Raw genomic sequence first — 16624 nt, forward strand, 5'->3', positions numbered from 1 at the left:
TATTGCGCTGCAGCATCGAAACGATTGTGCCTCAGGCCTTGGCCAGCACGTAGCGGCCCGGGGCCGGCTCGATGGCCGTGTATTCCCTGCCCTTGCCGTACTGCTTTGGCGCCGCGACCAGCTTGCCGCCGTGCTCGGCCAGCCAGGGGCTCCAGTCGGCCCACCAGCTGCCCGGGTACTCGTCGGCGCCGGCCTGCCACTCCTTGAGCGTGGGCGGCAGCTGGCCGTCCTCACGCAGCCAGTAGCTGCGCTTTTTCTTGGCCGGCGGATTGATCACGCCCGCGATGTGGCCGGATGCGCCCATGACGAAACGCTTGTCGCCACCCAGCACCTGGGTCGATGCATAGGAGCCGCCCACGGGCACGATGTGGTCCTCGCGCGAGCCGTAGATATAGGCCGGCAGGCGCAGCTGGTGCATGTCGATGCGCTCGCCGCAGACGGTCAGCGCACCGGGCTGGACCAGCTTGTTTTCCAGGTAGAGGTTGCGCAGGTACCAGGCGTAGTACGGGCCGGGCAGGTTGGTGCAGTCGCTGTTCCAGTACAGCAGGTCGAACGGCGGCGGTGTTTCGCCCTTGAGGTAGTTGCCCACCACGTAGTTCCAGACCAGATCGTTGGGACGCAGAAAGCTGAAGGTCGATGCCAGGTCCTGGCCCTTCATGAGGCCGCCCTCGCCCATCTGCATTTCGCGGAAGCGCACCACGGACTCATCGATGAAGACATCGAGGATGCCGGTGTCGCTGAAGTCGATGAAAGTGGTCAGCAGCGTGACGCTGGCCACGGGAAACGGCACGCCGGCCGGCGCCGTGGCGCGGGCTGTGGATGTGCGGGCGGCGCTGCGGCTGCCAGCCGCGCGCTTGGCCGCAGGCGCCTTGGCCGCCGGAGCAGCAGCTGCACCATGCTCGCGGTCGTGGCGTGCCTGCAGCACGGCCAGCGCGGTGGACAGCATGGTGCCGCCCACGCAAAAGCCCAGCACGTTGATCTGCTCGGCCCCCGCGATCTCGCGTGCCACGCGGATGCCGGTGAGCACGCCGTCTTCGATGTAGTTGTCCCAGGTCTTGTGCGCCAGGCTGTCGTCGGGATTGCGCCAGCTCATCACGAAGGTGCGGTGGCCCTGGCTGACGGCATAGCGGATCAGCGAGTTGTCGGGCTGCAGGTCCAGGATGTAGAACTTGTTGATGCACGGCGGCACCATGAGGAAGGGACGCTCGTGCACCTTGTCCGTCAGCGGCTTGTACTCGATGAGCTGGAACAGCTCGTTCTCGAACACCACGGCGCCTTCGGTGGTGGCAACGTTCTTGCCCACGGTGAACAGGCTCTCGTCGGTCATGGAGACATGGCCCTGGCGCATGTCGGCCAGCAGGTTGGCCACGCCCTGGGCCAGGCTCTCGCCCTGGGTTTCGATGGCCTTCTTCTGCGCCTCTGCATTGAGTGCCAGGAAGTTGCTGGGCGACATGGCCGCCAGCCACTGTTCGACAGCGAAGCGCACGCGGTTGCGGGTCTTCTCGTCGGCCTGCACGGCCTCGGCCAGGCCCATGAGCATGCGGCTGTTGAGCAGATAGGTGGCTGCGGTGGCCGCCGTCAGCGGGTTGTCGGCCCAGGATTGGGTGTTGAAGCGCTTGTCCTTGGCCAGCAGCGCCTGGGCGCCGCCCTGCTCGCACATGGCCTTGGCGCCGTCCAGGTACTGGCGCTGCAGCTCCAGCAGCTTTTCGGGGTCCAGCGACAGCGCGTTCTCGGGCAAGGCGCCGGGTTCGGGGACTGCAGCCTTCCAGGCCTGGGCCATGTCCGGCATGCCCGCGCCCTGTGCTCCCGGCATTCCCGGTGATCCCATCTGCTGCAGTATCTGCAGCGTCCGGCTCCATTGCTCGTTCCAGAATTGCTGGATGGGTTGGCCTGGCAGGCCTGCGAGTGGGTCAAAATTCATGCTGCATCCTTGTTCGCGGATGCCGTTCGCAATAGCCTGGGGCTTGCGGGGCATCCGTTTTGATTGTGACCCAGGCGAGCCCCCCGTTGCCCGGCACAGCCCTCCACAAAAACCCGTGCCCGGTGCGCCTTTTTCGAATCGACCATGTATCTCGTTGTTATCGCCTGGTTGTATGTCACGCTGATGATGGCCGTGGCCGAAGCCGCCAGCCCCACGGGCAGCATACTCGGCGCCCTGGTCACTTTCGCACTGTATGGACTGCTGCCGCTGTCCATCGTGATCTACATCATGGGTACGCCCGCGCGCAACCGAAAGCGCCATGCGCGCGAACTGGCCGAGCGCCAGGCCTGGCTGGCGCAGCAGCAGGCCTCGCAGGGCACGGCGGACGCACCGGACGCGCCCGCGCCCTCAGTCCTTCCAGATGCAGGCGGCGAATCGGCCGCTGCTGCCCAGGCGGGCAGCGTCGCGCCGGTGCGAAAAGAACCGTGAGTCGTTGAGCACCGTGCACCATGCGTCGCTGCCGTCATTGCCATGGATGGCCGTGATGCCCAGCGCCGCCAGGCGCTGTCGCGCAAGCCCGGCCAGGCTGGCCAGGTACTTGGGGGTGCCCTCGCCCGCCTGAGGTATGGCGGTGAAATGCGCGGCGGCGGCGGCGTCATGCGCGATGAAGGCAGCACGCACCTCGGCACCGACCTCAAAGGAACGCGGACCGATGCAAGGGCCCAGCCATGCCAGGGTCTGCGGCGCCACCTGCTCGGGCGCGGTCCGGAGCTGATCGGCAAAGCGCTTGAACAGAGACTCCAGCACACCGCCTGCCAACGGCTGACCCGCATGGCCAGGCGGCATTCCGGCCAGACCGCGCCAGCCCGCATGGGCCGCGCCCACCACGGCGCCGCTGCGATGGGCCAGCAGCACGGGCAGGCAGTCGGCCACCATGATGGTGCAGACCACGCCCGAGGCGCTGGTCACGCAGGCATCGAAGGCCTGGCCCTGCGCGCTGCCTGCATCCAGTGCGATGACATCCACGCCATGCACCTGCTGCAGGAACACCGCGCAGGCATCCGGCGTATCCGCACGCACGATCTCCTGCAGGCGCTGGCGGTTGGCGCGCACGGCCTGCGGGTCGTCTCCCACATGGTCGCCCAGGTTCAGGCTGCCCCAGGGCGCCGTGCTGACGCCGCCTTCGCGCGAGGTGCACAGCGCGTGCACGCCGGGCGGCGCGGGCCAGTCGGGCACCAGCCAGGATACGGGGATGGTGCCGGGGATGGAGTCAGGCCGGGCCGCGCTCATTCCGCGTCGGGGCAGGCCGAGGGATGGGCCTTCTGGAAGGCCGGCAGCGCCTCGCAGCGATCGACGATGGCCGCCAGGCGCGGCAGGCCGTCCAGGCTCACGTTGAAGCGGCGGCCGTTGAAGATCTGCGGCACCAGGCAGCAATCGGCCAGCGTGGGCGTGTCGCCCCAGCAAAACAGCGAAGGCGGCAGGCCGGCCGCCTCGCGCTCGGCGGCCAGCAGGTCCAGCTGGCGCTCGAAGGCCTCCAGGCCCGATCGCACCCAATGCACGTACCAGCCGCTCTTGGCCTCGTCGGAGACACCCAGGTTGCGCACCAGGTACTTGAGCACGCGCAGGTTGTTGAGCGGATGGATCTCGCAGGCCACCATCTGGGCCAGTGCGCGCACATGGGCACGGCCCAGGGCGTCACGCGGCAGCAGCGGTATTTCGGCATGGGTCTCATCGAGATATTCGATGATGGCCATGGACTGGGTCAGCCAGTGGCCGTCCTCGGTCTCCAGCGCCGGCACCAGCGCATCGCCGACATGCTGGGCATAGGCCGGCGCCTTGTGGTCGCCGCGCAGCAGGTGCACGGGTACGGATTCATAGTCCAGGCCCTTGATCTGCAGCGCAATGCGCACGCGGTAGGAGGCCGACGAGCGGAAGTAGGTGTGGAGCTTCATAGACTGCAAAGCATACCGTGCAGCCGCGCCGATGCATGGCACACTTGCGGCGGCGCCCAAGAGACAAGGCGCCAGAGGAACACCGACATGAGCTACGTTTTCAACCCGCCCGCCGTGGCCAGCGTACCCGTCCTGGGCCGCCCCGAGCGCTTCCCCGTGCACCGCATCTACTGCGTGGGCCGCAACTACGAAGAACACGCCAAGGAGATGGGCTTCACCGGCCGCGAGCCGCCCTTCTTCTTCCTCAAGCCTGCCGACGCCATCGTGCCCGTCGAGGCCGGCACCACGGGCACCATGCCCTACCCCACGCTGACCTCCAACCTGCACCACGAGATCGAGCTCGTCGTGGCCATCGGCAAGGCGGGCAAGAACATCCTGGCAGCCGATGCGCTGGACTACATCTGGGGCTACGCCGTGGGCCTGGACATGACGCGCCGCGACCTGCAAAACGACATGAAGAAGCAGGGCCGACCCTGGTGCATCGGCAAGGCCTTCGAGCATGCCGCACCCATCGGCCCCATCACCCCGGCAGCCGAGGCCGGCGACATCGCCAAGGCCGCGATCTCGCTGCAGGTCAATGGCGCCGACCGCCAGCGCAGCGACATCGGCAAGCTGATCTGGAACATTGCCGAGACCATCGAGCACCTGTCGGCGGCCTGGGAACTGCAGCCCGGCGACCTGATCATGACGGGCACGCCCGAAGGCGTGGCCGCCGTGGTGCGCGGTGACCTGCTGGAAGGCCGCATCGACGGGCTGAGCCCCTTGAGCGTCAAGATCGCCTGAGTTTTCCCTGAGCCTGGCGACAGGCCGGCAAGGCAGCAGGGAGCACGCTCCCCGGCCTGCCGGCCTTTGTGTTTGAACCCACGGTCCGCCGCACGGAATGCCTTACTGCCTTCCGTCTGGCGGCGCTTTCACTTTCATGGTGTCGGCATGATTTTTCGCAGCCCCATCAAGTTCTGCCGAGCCTGCGGCACGGCGGTGGTCTACCGCCTTCCTGACGATGGCGACACGCGCGAGCGCGCCGTGTGCCCGCACTGCCACACCATCCACTACGAGAACCCGCTGAACGTGGTGGGCACCATCCCCGTGACCGACGACGGCCGCGTGCTGCTGTGCAAGCGCAACATCGAGCCACGCCGGGGCCTGTGGACCCTGCCCGCAGGCTTCATGGAACTGGCCGAGACCACGGCACGCGGCGCCCAGCGCGAGACCGACGAGGAAGCCGGCGCCGACATCGAGATGGGGCCGCTGTTTTCCATCGTGGACGTGCCCAAGGTCAGCCAGGTCCATCTGTTCTACCGCGCCCGTCTGCGCAGCGAGCAGTTCTACCCCGGCCCCGAGACCATGGAGGCCCGCCTGTTTGCGCAGGCCGATGTTCCCTGGGAAGAACTGGCCTTCCGCACCGTGCGCGTGACGCTGGAGCGCTACTTCGCCGACCGGGCTGCCGGCCTGCTGGACGCGCACCGGGTGCATTCCATCGACCTGAGCCTGTAGGCCTGCACGGCCGCCAGGCACCACAGTGCTGCACGGCGCCGGCGTACGCACTGCGGTGATGCCGGGCCATGCCCCGGTGTGGCACCGGACGGGCTGCGGGCGTGGAGCAGGCGGCGGTCCGTCACCCCTATGTCACCTTGCAGACACATTTAGTCACAAACTGGCCTCCTTCTTGCTCTTTGCATAGGGCTTTTCCCTGAGCGGAAAAGTTGGTTTACCAAACCTGAACCTGACTGCGGAGCGCCCCATGGCCACATCCCTGCCCACCGACCTGATTCTTCCCCACCTGCGGGAACTCAACCGCAACGCCGCCGACCTGCGCGAGATCCGGCTCATGTGGCGTCTCATCGAGGCTTCGGCCCGCATGCAGGCCTCGCAGCAGGGACAGGCCCTGGTGTCCATGCTGACCGACACGCGCCAGGGGTTGGAGCAGCTGGAGCAAGGCCTGCTGCAGTCGCAGCTGGCCCAGTCCGCGCAGGAAGCCATGGCCCAGTTGGGCATGCAGTCCAGCCATGCCATCGACCTGCTGGTGCGCAGCCTCTACGAGCGCACGGCCGATGTCGGCTTCCTGGCCGCCGATTCCGTGCTGTGCGAGGCCATGGCCCAGCTCGGCGATGGCGACATCCTGCTGGACATGGCCGCGGGCGGCCTGCACGCCTGGCAGGCTCCGCTGCAGCTGCACCTGCAGGCCTACCGTGCCAAGTACACGGTCTACGACGACATCCTGCTGCTGGACACCCAGGGCCAGGTCTGCGCACGCGCCCAGGCAGGCGACAAGCCGCTGCCGCCCTGCGCCGAGGGCTGGTTCCAGCAGTGCCTGCAGCAGGCCGGCCATGTCAGCCATTTCGGCGCCAGCTGCGTGCTGCCCGGCGCAGACCGCCTGATCTACGCGCAGCGCCTGCTGCATCCACGCACCATGGCGGTGCTCGGCGTGCTGTGCCTGAGCTTCGACTTCGCGGCCGAGATGCAGGCCATCTTTGCCTCGGGCGGGCCGCGCGCCCAGGTGGGACTGCTGCTGGATGCGGCTGGAGTGGTCATTGCCAGCAGCGATGACCACTGGATCGCCCCCGGCAGCCGCGTGCCCATGCACCACGGCGATGCCGTGCAGCCGCTGATCCACGCCGGCCGCACCTATCTGGTGCGTACGGCCCGCGCCCTGCCCTACCAGGGCTATGCGGGCCCCGAGGGCTGGCAGACCCAGGTCATGGCGCCGCTGGACCTGGCCTTCGCTACCCAGCAAAGGCCGCAGGTCCTGCAGGCACTGGAGCCTGCCATCGCCGAAGGACTGATGGCCCAGTCCCGGGGCTTTTGCCCGCCCCTGCACGCCATGGCACGCGCGGCCGACGACATACGCCGCGTGGTCTGGAACGGCCAGGTGCTGGCTGCCAGCCAGGCACCGGAGTCCCCCGTGCAGGGCACGGCCCACCCGGACCCGCTGCAGGCCGTGCTGGAGCAGATGAGCGAGACCGGCGACCTGACCCATGCCGTGTTCACGCGCGCCATCCACGGCCTGCACGAAACGGCGCTGTCCACGCGGCTGCAGGAGCACACCACGCTGAACCGGCTGCTGATGGACCTGCTGGAGCGCAATCTCTACGAACGCGCCAACGATTGCCGCTGGTGGGCCCTGACGCCAGGCCTGCAGAAAGTGCTGCAAGACAACAGCGGCTGCCTGGCCCTGTCGGTACAGGCACACGACGCCGCGCAGCGTCTGCTGGAGCAGCTCAATGCGCTGTACACCGTCTATGCGCGCATTGCGCTGTATGACGCCCAGGGCCTGGTGCTGGCCTGCAGCCATGAGGACGAACCCGGTCTGCCGCTGTCACCCGGCGTGCGCGTGCAGGCCTCGGCACTGCAGGCCACCATGGCGCTGCGCGATGCCCAGGCCTATCACGTGCAGGAGCTGGACGATGGGGGCCTGCCCGTCCACGTCTACCACGCCGCATTGCGCGCCCCCTCAACCACCAATGGACATGGGCATGGGCAGGGCGCAGATCAGGGCCCCGCCATCGGCGGCATTGCCCTGCTGTTCCACACGCGCCGAGAACTGCAGGCCATGCTGCAGGCCGCTGCACCGGAGCAGTCCGAAGACGCCGGCCCCGAAGACCACGGCCTGCCCCGTTTGCCGATGGAGGCTTTCTACGTGGCACGCGACGGCCGCATCATCGCCGCCAGCCACGGCGGTCGGCCGCTGGGCAGTTGCATAGAAGGCGTGGCCGGGCTGGCAACGCTGGCCGATGGAGAGGTACGCAGCAGCATCGAGGAAATCGAAGGCCACTACTGCATCGTCGGCATGGCCGCCGGGCGAGGCTACCGCGAGTTCCGGCTGGACCAGGGCGCGGCACGCGATGCAAAGGAAAGCGCAACGGAGGACACACTGGCCGGCCTCGTCAGCCTGAGCCTGCAGCGGCTGGGGCCTGTGCATGCCGATGCGCGCAACCGCGCCCTGCGCCTGGCGCCGGCCACGCGGCTGGATGGCTCGCGTCCTGTCGCGCGTGCGCTCGCCGCGCACGGCGGTGGCGATGCGCCGGTGGAACTGGCCAGCTTCTACGTGGGCGCCAGCCTGCTGGCCCTGCGCGCGGCCGATGTCTGCGAGGCCCTGCCCGCCAGCGCCATCTCGCCCGTGGCGGCAGGGCGGCTGCCGTTTTGCGTGGGTGCGCTGGCGCGGCGCAGCCAGGGCAGCGTCAGCGGCTATGTCTGGGTGTTCGACCTGGCCGCGCTGCTGCAGGGCCGGCCCGGCGTGGTCACCGAGCAGTCGCAGGTCATCGTGGTCCAGCACGGCGGCCTGCGCGTGGGGCTGCTGGTCAGCGCGCTGCAAGGCGTGCACCGGCTGCCGGCCAGCGCGCTGGTGGAATCGCCCATGCTCAGCGTGGCCTCCACGACGCCGGCCCTGGTGCGGGAGCTGGTGCATGCCGGCGCGGGCCTGCCGCTGATCCAGTGCCTGGATCCGGCCGCATTGATGCAACGGCTGCAGCCTTCGCGCGGCGCGGCGGCCAACGCAGACCGCAGCGCGGCAGCAGTGGAGCGCGATGCGGCCTGGGATGCCCAGGCGGCATAGGGCGCGTTCCCCCGGGGCCTCACAGACCCCAGTGGCGCAGGCCCGGAAGCGCGGCCTGCGCCGCCTCGTAGCCTTCGTCGATGGCCTCGCGGGCGCGGTGGAAGTCCAGCAGGCCCAGGTGGGACAGGCGCGGGGCGATCACCAGCTCGGGCGGGTCACCCGCCATGCGGCTGCGCGTGATGCGCATCTGCATGATGTTGACGCTGGTCATCACCACGTCCAGCAGCGAGGGCGGCCGGGGCGGGGGCTCGGTCTCGCGGCCTGCCTCGTCGCGGTGGTGGCCGGGCATCCACCCCATCACGCCGCGCTGCAGCCGGCGCATCCAGGCCGAGCCGGCCACGGCGCTGGCCTGGCCCGACAGGTCCTCGGGCGCCACGCCCTGCTCCACGGCGGGCGGGGCCTCCTCCAGCGACGGCGCAGCGGCCATGGCGGCAGCGGGCGCCAGCGGCCGCATGTGGCGCCGCATGATGTCGGCATTGAGATCGACCGCGATCACGATGTCCGCGCCCATGGCGCGCGCCAGCGAGGCGGGCACGGGGTTGACGATGCCGCCATCGACCAGCAGCCGCCCTTCGCGCTGCACGGGCGTGAACAGGCCGGGCAGCGCGATGGAGGCGCGCACGGCATCGGCGATGGAGCCCTTGCGCAGCCAGACCTCGGCACCCGAATGCAGGTCGGTGGCCACGGCGCCGAAGGGAATCTTCAGATCCTCGATGGCCGAGTCCACGAAATGCTCGCGCCAGAACGAGATCAGCTTCTCGCCCTTGAGCATGCCGCCCGCGATGTTGAAGTCCATGAAGCCGAAGACCTTGCGCATGCCCAGGCCCAGCACCCATTCCTCGAAGCGCTGCATTTCACCGGCCGCATAGGAGGCGCCCACCAGGGCGCCGATGGACGAGCCGCAGATGATGTCGGGCCGCAGGCCCGCATCCTCGAGCGCGCGCAGCACGCCGAAATGCGCCCAGCCGCGCGCCGACCCGCTGCCCAGCGCCAGGCCGACCACGGGTTTGCGCGGACTCAGCGCCATCAGCCCTGCTCCGCTGCGGCTGCAGCAGGGGGGTCACCCGCCAGCAGGGCCAGCATGCCGGCCTCGTCCAGCACGGGCACACCCAGTTCCTCGGCCTTGGCCAGCTTGCTGCCGGCCTCAGCGCCCGCGACCACGTAGCTGGTCTTTTTGCTGACCGATCCGGAGACCTTGGCGCCAGCGGCCTCCAGCATCTCCTTGGCCTGGTCGCGGCCCAGCGTGGGCAGCGTGCCGGTGAGCACCACGGTCATGCCGGCCAGGGGCTGGGCGGTCTGCTCGCGCGCCGCGCCCTCTTCCCAGTGCACGCCGCAGGCACGCAACTGCTCGACCACCTCGCGGTTGTGGGGCTGCGCGAAGAAGGTGTGGATGCTCTCGGCCACGATGGGCCCGACGTCGCGCACCTGCAGCAGTTGCTCGACGCTGGCGTCCATGATGGCGTCCAGCTGGCCGAAATGGCGGGCCAGGTCCTTGGCCGTGGACTCGCCGACCTGGCGGATGCCCAGGCCGAAGAGGAATCGCGACAGCGTGGTCTTCTTGGATTTCTCCAGCGCATCCAGCACGTTCTGGGCCGACTTCTCGGCCATGCGGTCCAGCGATGCCAGGGCCACCAGGCCCAGGCGGTAGAGGTCGGGCAGCGTGCGCACCACATGGCCGTCCACCAACTGGTCCACCAGCTTGTCGCCCAGGCCCTCGATGTCCATGGCGCGCCGCGCGGCGAAGTGCAGGATGGCCTCCTTGCGCTGCGCCGGGCAGAACAGGCCGCCCGTGCAGCGGTGGTTGGCCTCGCCCTTGGGGCGCGACACCGCGCTGCCGCAGATGGGGCATGCAGCGGGCATGCGGAAGTTGGGCACATAGGCCGGCCGGTCGCCGGGCACGCGGCCCACGACTTCGGGAATCACATCGCCGGCGCGGCGCACGACCACGGTGTCGCCGGTGCGCACGCGCTTCTTGCGGATCTCGAACAGGTTGTGCAGCGTGGCATTGGTGACGATGACGCCGCCCACGGCCACGGGCGCCAGGCGCGCCACGGGGGTGAGCTTGCCCGTGCGGCCGACCTGTATGTCGATGCCTTCCATGCGCGTGGGCATTTCCTCGGCCGGGTACTTGTGGGCCACGGCCCAGCGCGGCTCGCGCGAGACAAAGCCCAGCTGGCGCTGCTGGGCCAGGCTGTTGACCTTGTAGACCACGCCGTCGATCTCGTAGGGCAGCGTGGCGCGCTCGGCGCCCATGCGCTGGTGGAAGGCCACCAGCTCGGCCGCACCCTTGGCAATGCAGACCTGGGGCGCCACCGGGAAGCCCCAGTCGCGCAGCGTCTGCAGCATGGCGTAGTGGGTGCCGAAGTCGGGGCCGCCCTGCGCGGCCGGCGTGATCTCTCCCAGGCCATAGGCGAAGAAGGACAGCGGTCGCTGCGCAGCAATGCCCGAGTCCAGCTGGCGCACCGAGCCCGCCGCCGCATTGCGCGGATTGGCAAAGCTCTTGCCGCCGGCGGCCTGCTGGCGTTCGTTGAGCCGGACGAAGTCGGCGCGGCCCATGTAGACCTCGCCGCGCACCTCGACCACGGGCGGCACGCCCTTGCCTTCGGGAAGGGACAGCGGAATCTTGCGGATGGTGCGGATGTTGTGTGTGACGTCCTCGCCCACCTCGCCGTCGCCGCGCGTGGTGGCCTGCACCAGGCGGCCGTTCTCGTAGCGCAGGTTCATGGCCAGGCCATCGAACTTGGGCTCGGCCACGTATTCCACGGGCGGTGCGCCTTCGGCCAGTTCCAGCTCCTTGCGGATGCGTGCGTCGAAGGCCTCGGCACCCGTGGCCTCGTTGTCGGTCTCGGTGCGGATGCTGAGCATGGGCACGGCATGGCGCACAGGCATCAGGCCGTCGAGCACGGCGCCGATCACGCGCTGCGTGGGCGAGTCCGGGGTGACCAGTTCGGGGTAGGCACCTTCCAAGGCCTGCAATTGCTGGAAGACGCGGTCGTACTCGCCGTCGGGCACGGTGGGCGTGTCCAGCACGTAGTACTCATGTGCCCATTGGTTGAGCTGGGCGCGCAGCGCCTGCACCTTGGCCAGCACCTTGTCGGGGGCGGCCCCGGACTCCGGCGCCGCGGGGGCTGCGCCAGAGAAGAGATCCAGATTGTCGTTCATGGGGTTGAGGCCAGGAGCCTGTTGTGCACCAGGGGCACCGCGCCGCGTCAGCTGAACAGTCGCCGCGCCAGCATGGAGCCCGCCGACAGCTCGCGGCTGTCGAGCTTGTCATAGAGTTGTTCCAGGTCGTGCTGGATGGGGTCCAGCGCCATGGCCGGAAGCAGGTAGCCGTTCTGGTCGCAGAGCACTCCATCCATGGTCTGGCACAGGCGCTCGGCCACCTGGCGCAGCTGCACGAAGGCCTGCTCGCCGCGCGGCACCTGGGGCACGTCCAGGCTCAGCAGGAACTCGCGCACCACCGAGGTGTCCAGGTCGTCGGCCATGGCCGCCTGCGGGTCGTAGTTGAGCACCAGCACCGGCGGCATGCCGGGCGTGGGCGAAGGCAGGGCCATGCGCCCGGGCATGGAGCCCGGCAGAAAGCCCTGGCGCGATGCGTTCTGCTGCACATAGCCCGCGCTCCAGGAGGCCTGGCGTGCGCGCAGCATGAAGGTGAGCTGGGCATCGTGCTCGCTGGCGAACTGGTCGAGCTCGCGCGCACGCGCCACTTCCTGCAGCATGTCGGGCACGTCGGGCGTGGCGCCCAGCGCGTCGGCAAAGCGCTGCACCTTGGCAACGAACTCGGAGAACTCGATCTCGTTGAGCGCACCCGTGCGGTTGGCCAGCTGCACGCCGGCCTGGAAACCCAGGTAGCGCTGGCCGGGCTGCAGCGGCTCCCACTGGTGGGTGGACTGGTTCATGCCTTCGATGGCAAACGGCTTGTTGCCCGCGCGCCGCGTGGCCGGCTGGGCCTGCAGCGCCAGCTCGCCAGGCACGGCCTGGCCGACCTGCACGGGGGCAATGGCATCGATCAGCGCATCCAGGCCTGGCCGGCTGGCCGCAGCGCTGGTCAGGGCCGCGTCGTTGAGGGAAGGCTCGATGGACTGCGGTGCCAACGGGGATGGCGCAGGCACTGACGCAGATGCGGGTGCCGATGCGCTGGCGTCTTCAGCCGCCTGCAGGGCATGGGCAGCCTGCGCGGTCTGCACCGCCTGGGCTGCCTTGGCCGCCAAAGCGGCCTGGGCCTCGGCCTGGCGCTGCTGCTCTTCGAGCTGGACCAGATGGGCCAGTTCGGCATCGGTTTCGGCAAAGCGGTCCACGGCGGCAGGGCTCTGGCCCGGGGCTGCGGTGCCGAAGTCGCCCAGCACGGGCTCGCGCAGGCTGTGCGTCAGGTCCGGGCCGTGGCCCACGGTGTCCATGCCGGGTTCATGGCGCGAGGGATCGCGCTGCGCCTCTTCGACGGGGTCAGCGCGCTTGGGTGCGTTGCGGCGTGCGGACCAGCTGTTGTAGGCAATGATCAGGGCCAGCACCACAAAGCCCAGGACGGCCAGACTGATTTGCAGGTTACTCATGGAATGAAGGAATGAAACGTCGTTCCAGCAAATGGGTTCGGAAGGTTGCGGACATGCTCAGGATAGCTCAGCCATGGACAGCGCGGACTCCATGTCCACGGCCACGATGCGGGACACGCCCTGCTCCTGCATGGTCACGCCGATGAGCTGCTGCGCCATTTCCATGGCGATCTTGTTGTGGCTGATGAACAGGAACTGCGTGCCCTTGCTCATGCTGGCCACCAGCTTGGCATAGCGCTCGGTGTTGGCGTCGTCCAGCGGCGCGTCCACCTCGTCCAGCAGACAGAACGGCGCCGGGTTGAGCTGGAAGATGGCGAAGACCAGGGCAATCGCCGTCAGCGCCTTTTCGCCACCGGACAGCAGGTGGATGGTCTGGTTCTTCTTGCCGGGCGGCTGCGCGATCACCTGCACGCCCGAGTCGAGGATTTCATCGCCGGTGATCACCAGTTTGGCCTGGCCACCGCCGAACAGCTCGGGGAACATGCGCCCGAAGTGCCCGTTCACGGTCTCGAAGGTGCCCGACAGCAGCTCGCGCGTCTCGGCGTCGATCTTGCGGATGGCATCTTCCAGCGTGTTCATGGCCTGGGTCAGGTCCTCGGTCTGCGCGTCGAGGAAGGTCTTGCGCTCGCGCGCCAGCTTCAGCTCGTCCAGCGCCGCCAGGTTGACCGCGCCCAGGGCGGCGATCTCGCGGTGCAGCCGGTCGATTTCGCCCTGCAGGCCGTGCATGCGCACATTGGCCTCGGCAATGGACTGGGAGACGGCTGCCAGGTCGGCACCGGCCTCCTCCAGCAGGGTGGAGTACTGCTCCAGGCCCAGGCGCGCGGCCTGCTCCTTGAGCTGGAATTCGGTGATGCGCTGGCGCAGCGGGTCCAGCGCCTTCTCCAGCTGCTGGCGGCGTTCGTCGCTGGCGCGCAGCTTGTTGGTCAGGTCGTCATATTCGCTGCGGCGCGCGGCCACGGCCTGCTCGCGCTGCATCTTCAGATCCAGCGCGTCCTGCAGGCCGCCCTGGGCGGCGGCATCGGTCAGGCGCGTGAGTTCGTCCTGCGCGCGCTGCTGCTCGTCGGCCAGCGAGCGGGCCTGCTGGCTGGCCGTCTCTATGGTGCGGCTGAGTTCGCCCCGGCGCGCCTCCAGGCTGCGCCGCGAGAAGGTGGCCTCCTGGGCCTGGCGCTCCAGCGTGCGCAGCTGCTCGCGCGATTCGTTCAGGCGCCGCTCGGACTCCAGCACCTTGTCGCCCAGCTGGGCATGGCGCTCCTGGCTGTCGGCCAGCTGCATGTCCAGTTCCTCGAAGCGGGCTTCGGCCGCCACGCGGCGCTCCTCGATGTCGGACAGCTGGGCCTCGACCTCGGCCAGGTCGGCGCTGATCTGGGCATTGCGCGCGCGGGCCTGCTCGGCCAGCTGCGACAGGCGCAGGGTCTCGACCTGCAGCTCATGGGCGCGGCCTTGCGATTCGCTGGCCTCGCGCCGGGCGCTGACCAGGCGCTGCGAGGCCTCGGCATAGGCGCTTTCGGCACGCACCAGGGCCGTGCGCGATTCGTCGGAGATCAGCGCCTGGGCGCGCACTTCCTTTTCGAGGTGCTCGATTTCCTGGGCGCGTGCCAGCAGGCCGGATTGCTCCGAGTCCTGCGCATAGAAGCTCACGCTGTGGCTGCTGACGGCATGGCCCGTGGGCACATAGACCGTCTCGCCGGGCCGCAGCTCGCCGCGGCGCGACAGCGCCTCCTCCAGCGTGGGCGCCGTGTAGCAGTCCTGCAACCAGTCGCCGAGCACGGCGCGCAGGCCGGCATCGTTCACGCGCAGCAGATCGGACAGGTGCTGCCAGCGCCCCGGCGCGGGCGCGGGGGCGCCCTGCGGCGGGCTGAAGAAGGCCAGGCGCGCGGGGGGCGCATCGTGCCCGCCTGCGCCCAGGAAGCCGCGCACCATGTCGAGCCGGCCCACTTCCAGCGCGCCCAGGCGTTCGCGCAGCGCGGCCTCCAGCGCGTTTTCCCAGCCGGGCTCGATGGCAATGCGGCTCCACAGGCCCTGCATGCCGTCCAGGCCGTGCCTGGCCAGCCAGGGCTGGAGCTTGCCGTCGGTCTTGACCTTTTCCTGCAGGGCCTTGAGGGCTTCCAGCCGCGCCGACAGGTCGGCATGGCGCGCGGCCTCGGCATTGACGGCCTGCTGGCGCGTGCGACGGTCCTCATCGAGCTGGGGCACGGAGTCCTGCAGCTCGTTGAGCACGGCATCGGCCATTTCAGCCAGTTCGCGGGCCTCGTCCAGCTGGGACTGCAGATTGTTGAGGCGGGCCTCGTCGGGTGTCTCCAGCGCATTGCGGTCGGCGCGCAGTCGCTCGAAGCGGGTCTCGAACTGGCGGCGCTGCTCGTCCAGGCTGCGCTGCTCGGCGGCCAGCACCTGGATCTGCTGCTGCACCTGCACCACGCTGGCGCGCTGGTCGGCATCGGCCTTCTGGGCATTGCGCAGCGCCTCTTCCAGGTCGGGCAGGCGCATGCTCTGCTCCTCGACCTGGGCGGCCAGCATCTCGGCCTGTTCCTCGGCGTCCATACCGGCGCCGTCGAGATTTTCGATTTCGGCTTCGGCCTCCTCGCGGCGGCTGTTCCACAGCAGCACCTGCTCGGACAGCTGCTGCAGCCGCTGCTGCACGCGCTGGCGGCCTTCGAGCACGTAGCGGATCTCGGCCTCCAGCTTGCCGACCTCGGCCGTGGATTCGTAGAGCTTGGCCTGGGCCTGGTTGACCTGGTCGCTGGCGTCGTAGTGGGCCTGGCGCAGGGTTTCGAGTCCGCTTTCGTTGTTGCGGATGTCGGCCATGCGCTCTTCCAGCTCGTTGACGGCCTTCAGGCCCTCCACGCGCACGCGGTCCTGCTCGGCCTCGGCCTCGGCGCGCTTGAGAAACCACAGCTGCTGCTGCTTGAGCGTGACCTGGGACTGCAGCGCGTTGTACTGCGCCGCCACCTCGGCCTGCTTCTCCAGCCGGTCGAGGTTGTTGTTGAGCTCGCGCAGGATGTCCTCCACGCGCGTGAGGTTCTCGGTGGTGGCCGAGAGTCGGTTCTCGGTCTCGCGCCGGCGCTCCTTGTACTTGGACACGCCTGCGGCCTCTTCCAGGAACAGGCGCAGCTCTTCGGGGCGCGACTCGATGATGCGGCTGATCGTGCCCTGGCCGATGATGGCGTAGGCGCGCGGGCCCAGGCCCGTGCCCAGGAACACGTCCTGCACGTCACGGCGGCGCACGGCCTGGTTGTTGATGAAGTAGCTGCTGTTGCCCTCGCGCGTGAGCACGCGCTTGACGGCGATCTCACCGAACTGGCCCCACTGGCCGCCCGCACGGTGGTCGCTGTTGTCGAACACCAGCTCCACGCTGGAGCGGCTGGCCGGCTTGCGGTGCGTGGTGCCGTTGAAGATCACGTCCTGCATGGACTCGCCGCGCAGCTCGCTGGCCTTGCTCTCGCCCAGCACCCAGCGCACCGCATCCATGATGTTGGACTTGCCGCAGCCGTTGGGGCCCACCACGCCCACCAGTTGACCCGGCAGCATGAAGTTGGTGGGCTCGGCGAAGGACTTGAAGCCGGACAGCTTGATGGAATTCAGGCGCACGATGCAGGCACAAAGCGGTCCGCGGCGAACGGACAAACAAGGAGGTGGGGAAAGAACAAGGCAG

11 protein-coding genes are annotated in these 16624 nt (G+C 69.0%); 4 read left to right on the plus strand and 7 right to left on the minus strand.

The window, feature by feature from the left end:
• Window positions 1-31: 31 nt before the first annotated feature.
• Window positions 32-1921 carry a PHA/PHB synthase family protein gene (locus tag ACRSCF_RS15485; protein WP_034363921.1) on the minus strand — a complete coding sequence of 630 codons (1890 nt, stop codon included), beginning with the start codon at window positions 1919-1921 and terminating at the stop codon, window positions 32-34.
• Window positions 1922-2065: 144 nt separating this feature from the next.
• Between ACRSCF_RS15485 and ACRSCF_RS15490 the strand changes: the two genes are divergently transcribed.
• Window positions 2066-2410: a hypothetical protein gene (locus tag ACRSCF_RS15490; protein WP_016445926.1), complete on the plus strand. Its 345-nt coding sequence runs from the start codon at window positions 2066-2068 to the stop codon at window positions 2408-2410.
• On the opposite strand, the gene ACRSCF_RS15495 is transcribed toward ACRSCF_RS15490, so the two are convergent.
• Window positions 2330-3211 carry a polyphenol oxidase family protein gene (locus ACRSCF_RS15495; protein WP_052151630.1) on the minus strand — a complete coding sequence of 294 codons (882 nt, stop codon included), beginning with the start codon at window positions 3209-3211 and terminating at the stop codon, window positions 2330-2332. The two genes, ACRSCF_RS15490 and ACRSCF_RS15495, sit on opposite strands and share 81 nt — an antisense overlap.
• Window positions 3208-3873 (minus strand): maleylacetoacetate isomerase, encoded by a 666-nt coding sequence (maiA, locus tag ACRSCF_RS15500; protein WP_016445924.1) that lies wholly within the window; start codon window positions 3871-3873, stop codon window positions 3208-3210. Before maiA ends, ACRSCF_RS15495 begins: the two co-directional genes overlap by 4 nt.
• A gap of 87 nt (window positions 3874-3960) precedes the next feature.
• Here maiA and ACRSCF_RS15505 point away from each other — a divergent pair, with 87 nt between their 5' ends.
• The 3 genes from ACRSCF_RS15505 to ACRSCF_RS15515 all read left to right on the plus strand — a co-directional run bounded on the left by ACRSCF_RS15505 (window position 3961) and on the right by ACRSCF_RS15515 (window position 8425).
• Window positions 3961-4656 (plus strand): fumarylacetoacetate hydrolase family protein, encoded by a 696-nt coding sequence (locus ACRSCF_RS15505; protein WP_016445923.1) that lies wholly within the window; start codon window positions 3961-3963, stop codon window positions 4654-4656.
• 147 nt (window positions 4657-4803) lie between these two features.
• Window positions 4804-5367, plus strand: coding sequence for an NUDIX hydrolase (locus ACRSCF_RS15510; protein WP_016453500.1), 564 nt, complete (start codon window positions 4804-4806; stop codon window positions 5365-5367).
• Window positions 5368-5614: 247 nt separating this feature from the next.
• A complete protein-coding gene (locus ACRSCF_RS15515; protein ID WP_244451686.1) occupies window positions 5615-8425 on the plus strand; it encodes a chemotaxis protein CheW in 2811 nt (936 codons plus the stop codon).
• A gap of 19 nt (window positions 8426-8444) precedes the next feature.
• On the opposite strand, the gene ACRSCF_RS15520 is transcribed toward ACRSCF_RS15515, so the two are convergent.
• From ACRSCF_RS15520 to smc, 4 genes are read right to left on the minus strand one after another with little or no spacing between them, the layout of a single operon-like run.
• The gene (locus tag ACRSCF_RS15520; RefSeq protein ID WP_244451687.1) at window positions 8445-9452 is read right to left on the minus strand and encodes a patatin-like phospholipase family protein; all 1008 of its coding nucleotides are present in this window, start codon (window positions 9450-9452) and stop codon (window positions 8445-8447) included.
• Window positions 9452-11587, minus strand: coding sequence for an NAD-dependent DNA ligase LigA (gene ligA / locus ACRSCF_RS15525; protein ID WP_034363903.1), 2136 nt, complete (start codon window positions 11585-11587; stop codon window positions 9452-9454). Before ligA ends, ACRSCF_RS15520 begins: the two co-directional genes overlap by 1 nt.
• Before the next feature lie 47 nt (window positions 11588-11634).
• Window positions 11635-12975 carry a cell division protein ZipA C-terminal FtsZ-binding domain-containing protein gene (locus ACRSCF_RS15530; RefSeq protein ID WP_016445918.1) on the minus strand — a complete coding sequence of 447 codons (1341 nt, stop codon included), beginning with the start codon at window positions 12973-12975 and terminating at the stop codon, window positions 11635-11637.
• Between the two features lie 57 nt (window positions 12976-13032).
• The gene (smc, locus tag ACRSCF_RS15535) at window positions 13033-16560 is read right to left on the minus strand and encodes a chromosome segregation protein SMC (RefSeq protein ID WP_244451688.1); all 3528 of its coding nucleotides are present in this window, start codon (window positions 16558-16560) and stop codon (window positions 13033-13035) included.
• Between the last annotated feature and the right edge of the window lie 64 nt (window positions 16561-16624).

Source organism: Delftia sp. 11MD (assembly GCF_050907895.1).
GTDB lineage: Bacteria > Pseudomonadota > Gammaproteobacteria > Burkholderiales > Burkholderiaceae_C > Comamonas > Comamonas tsuruhatensis.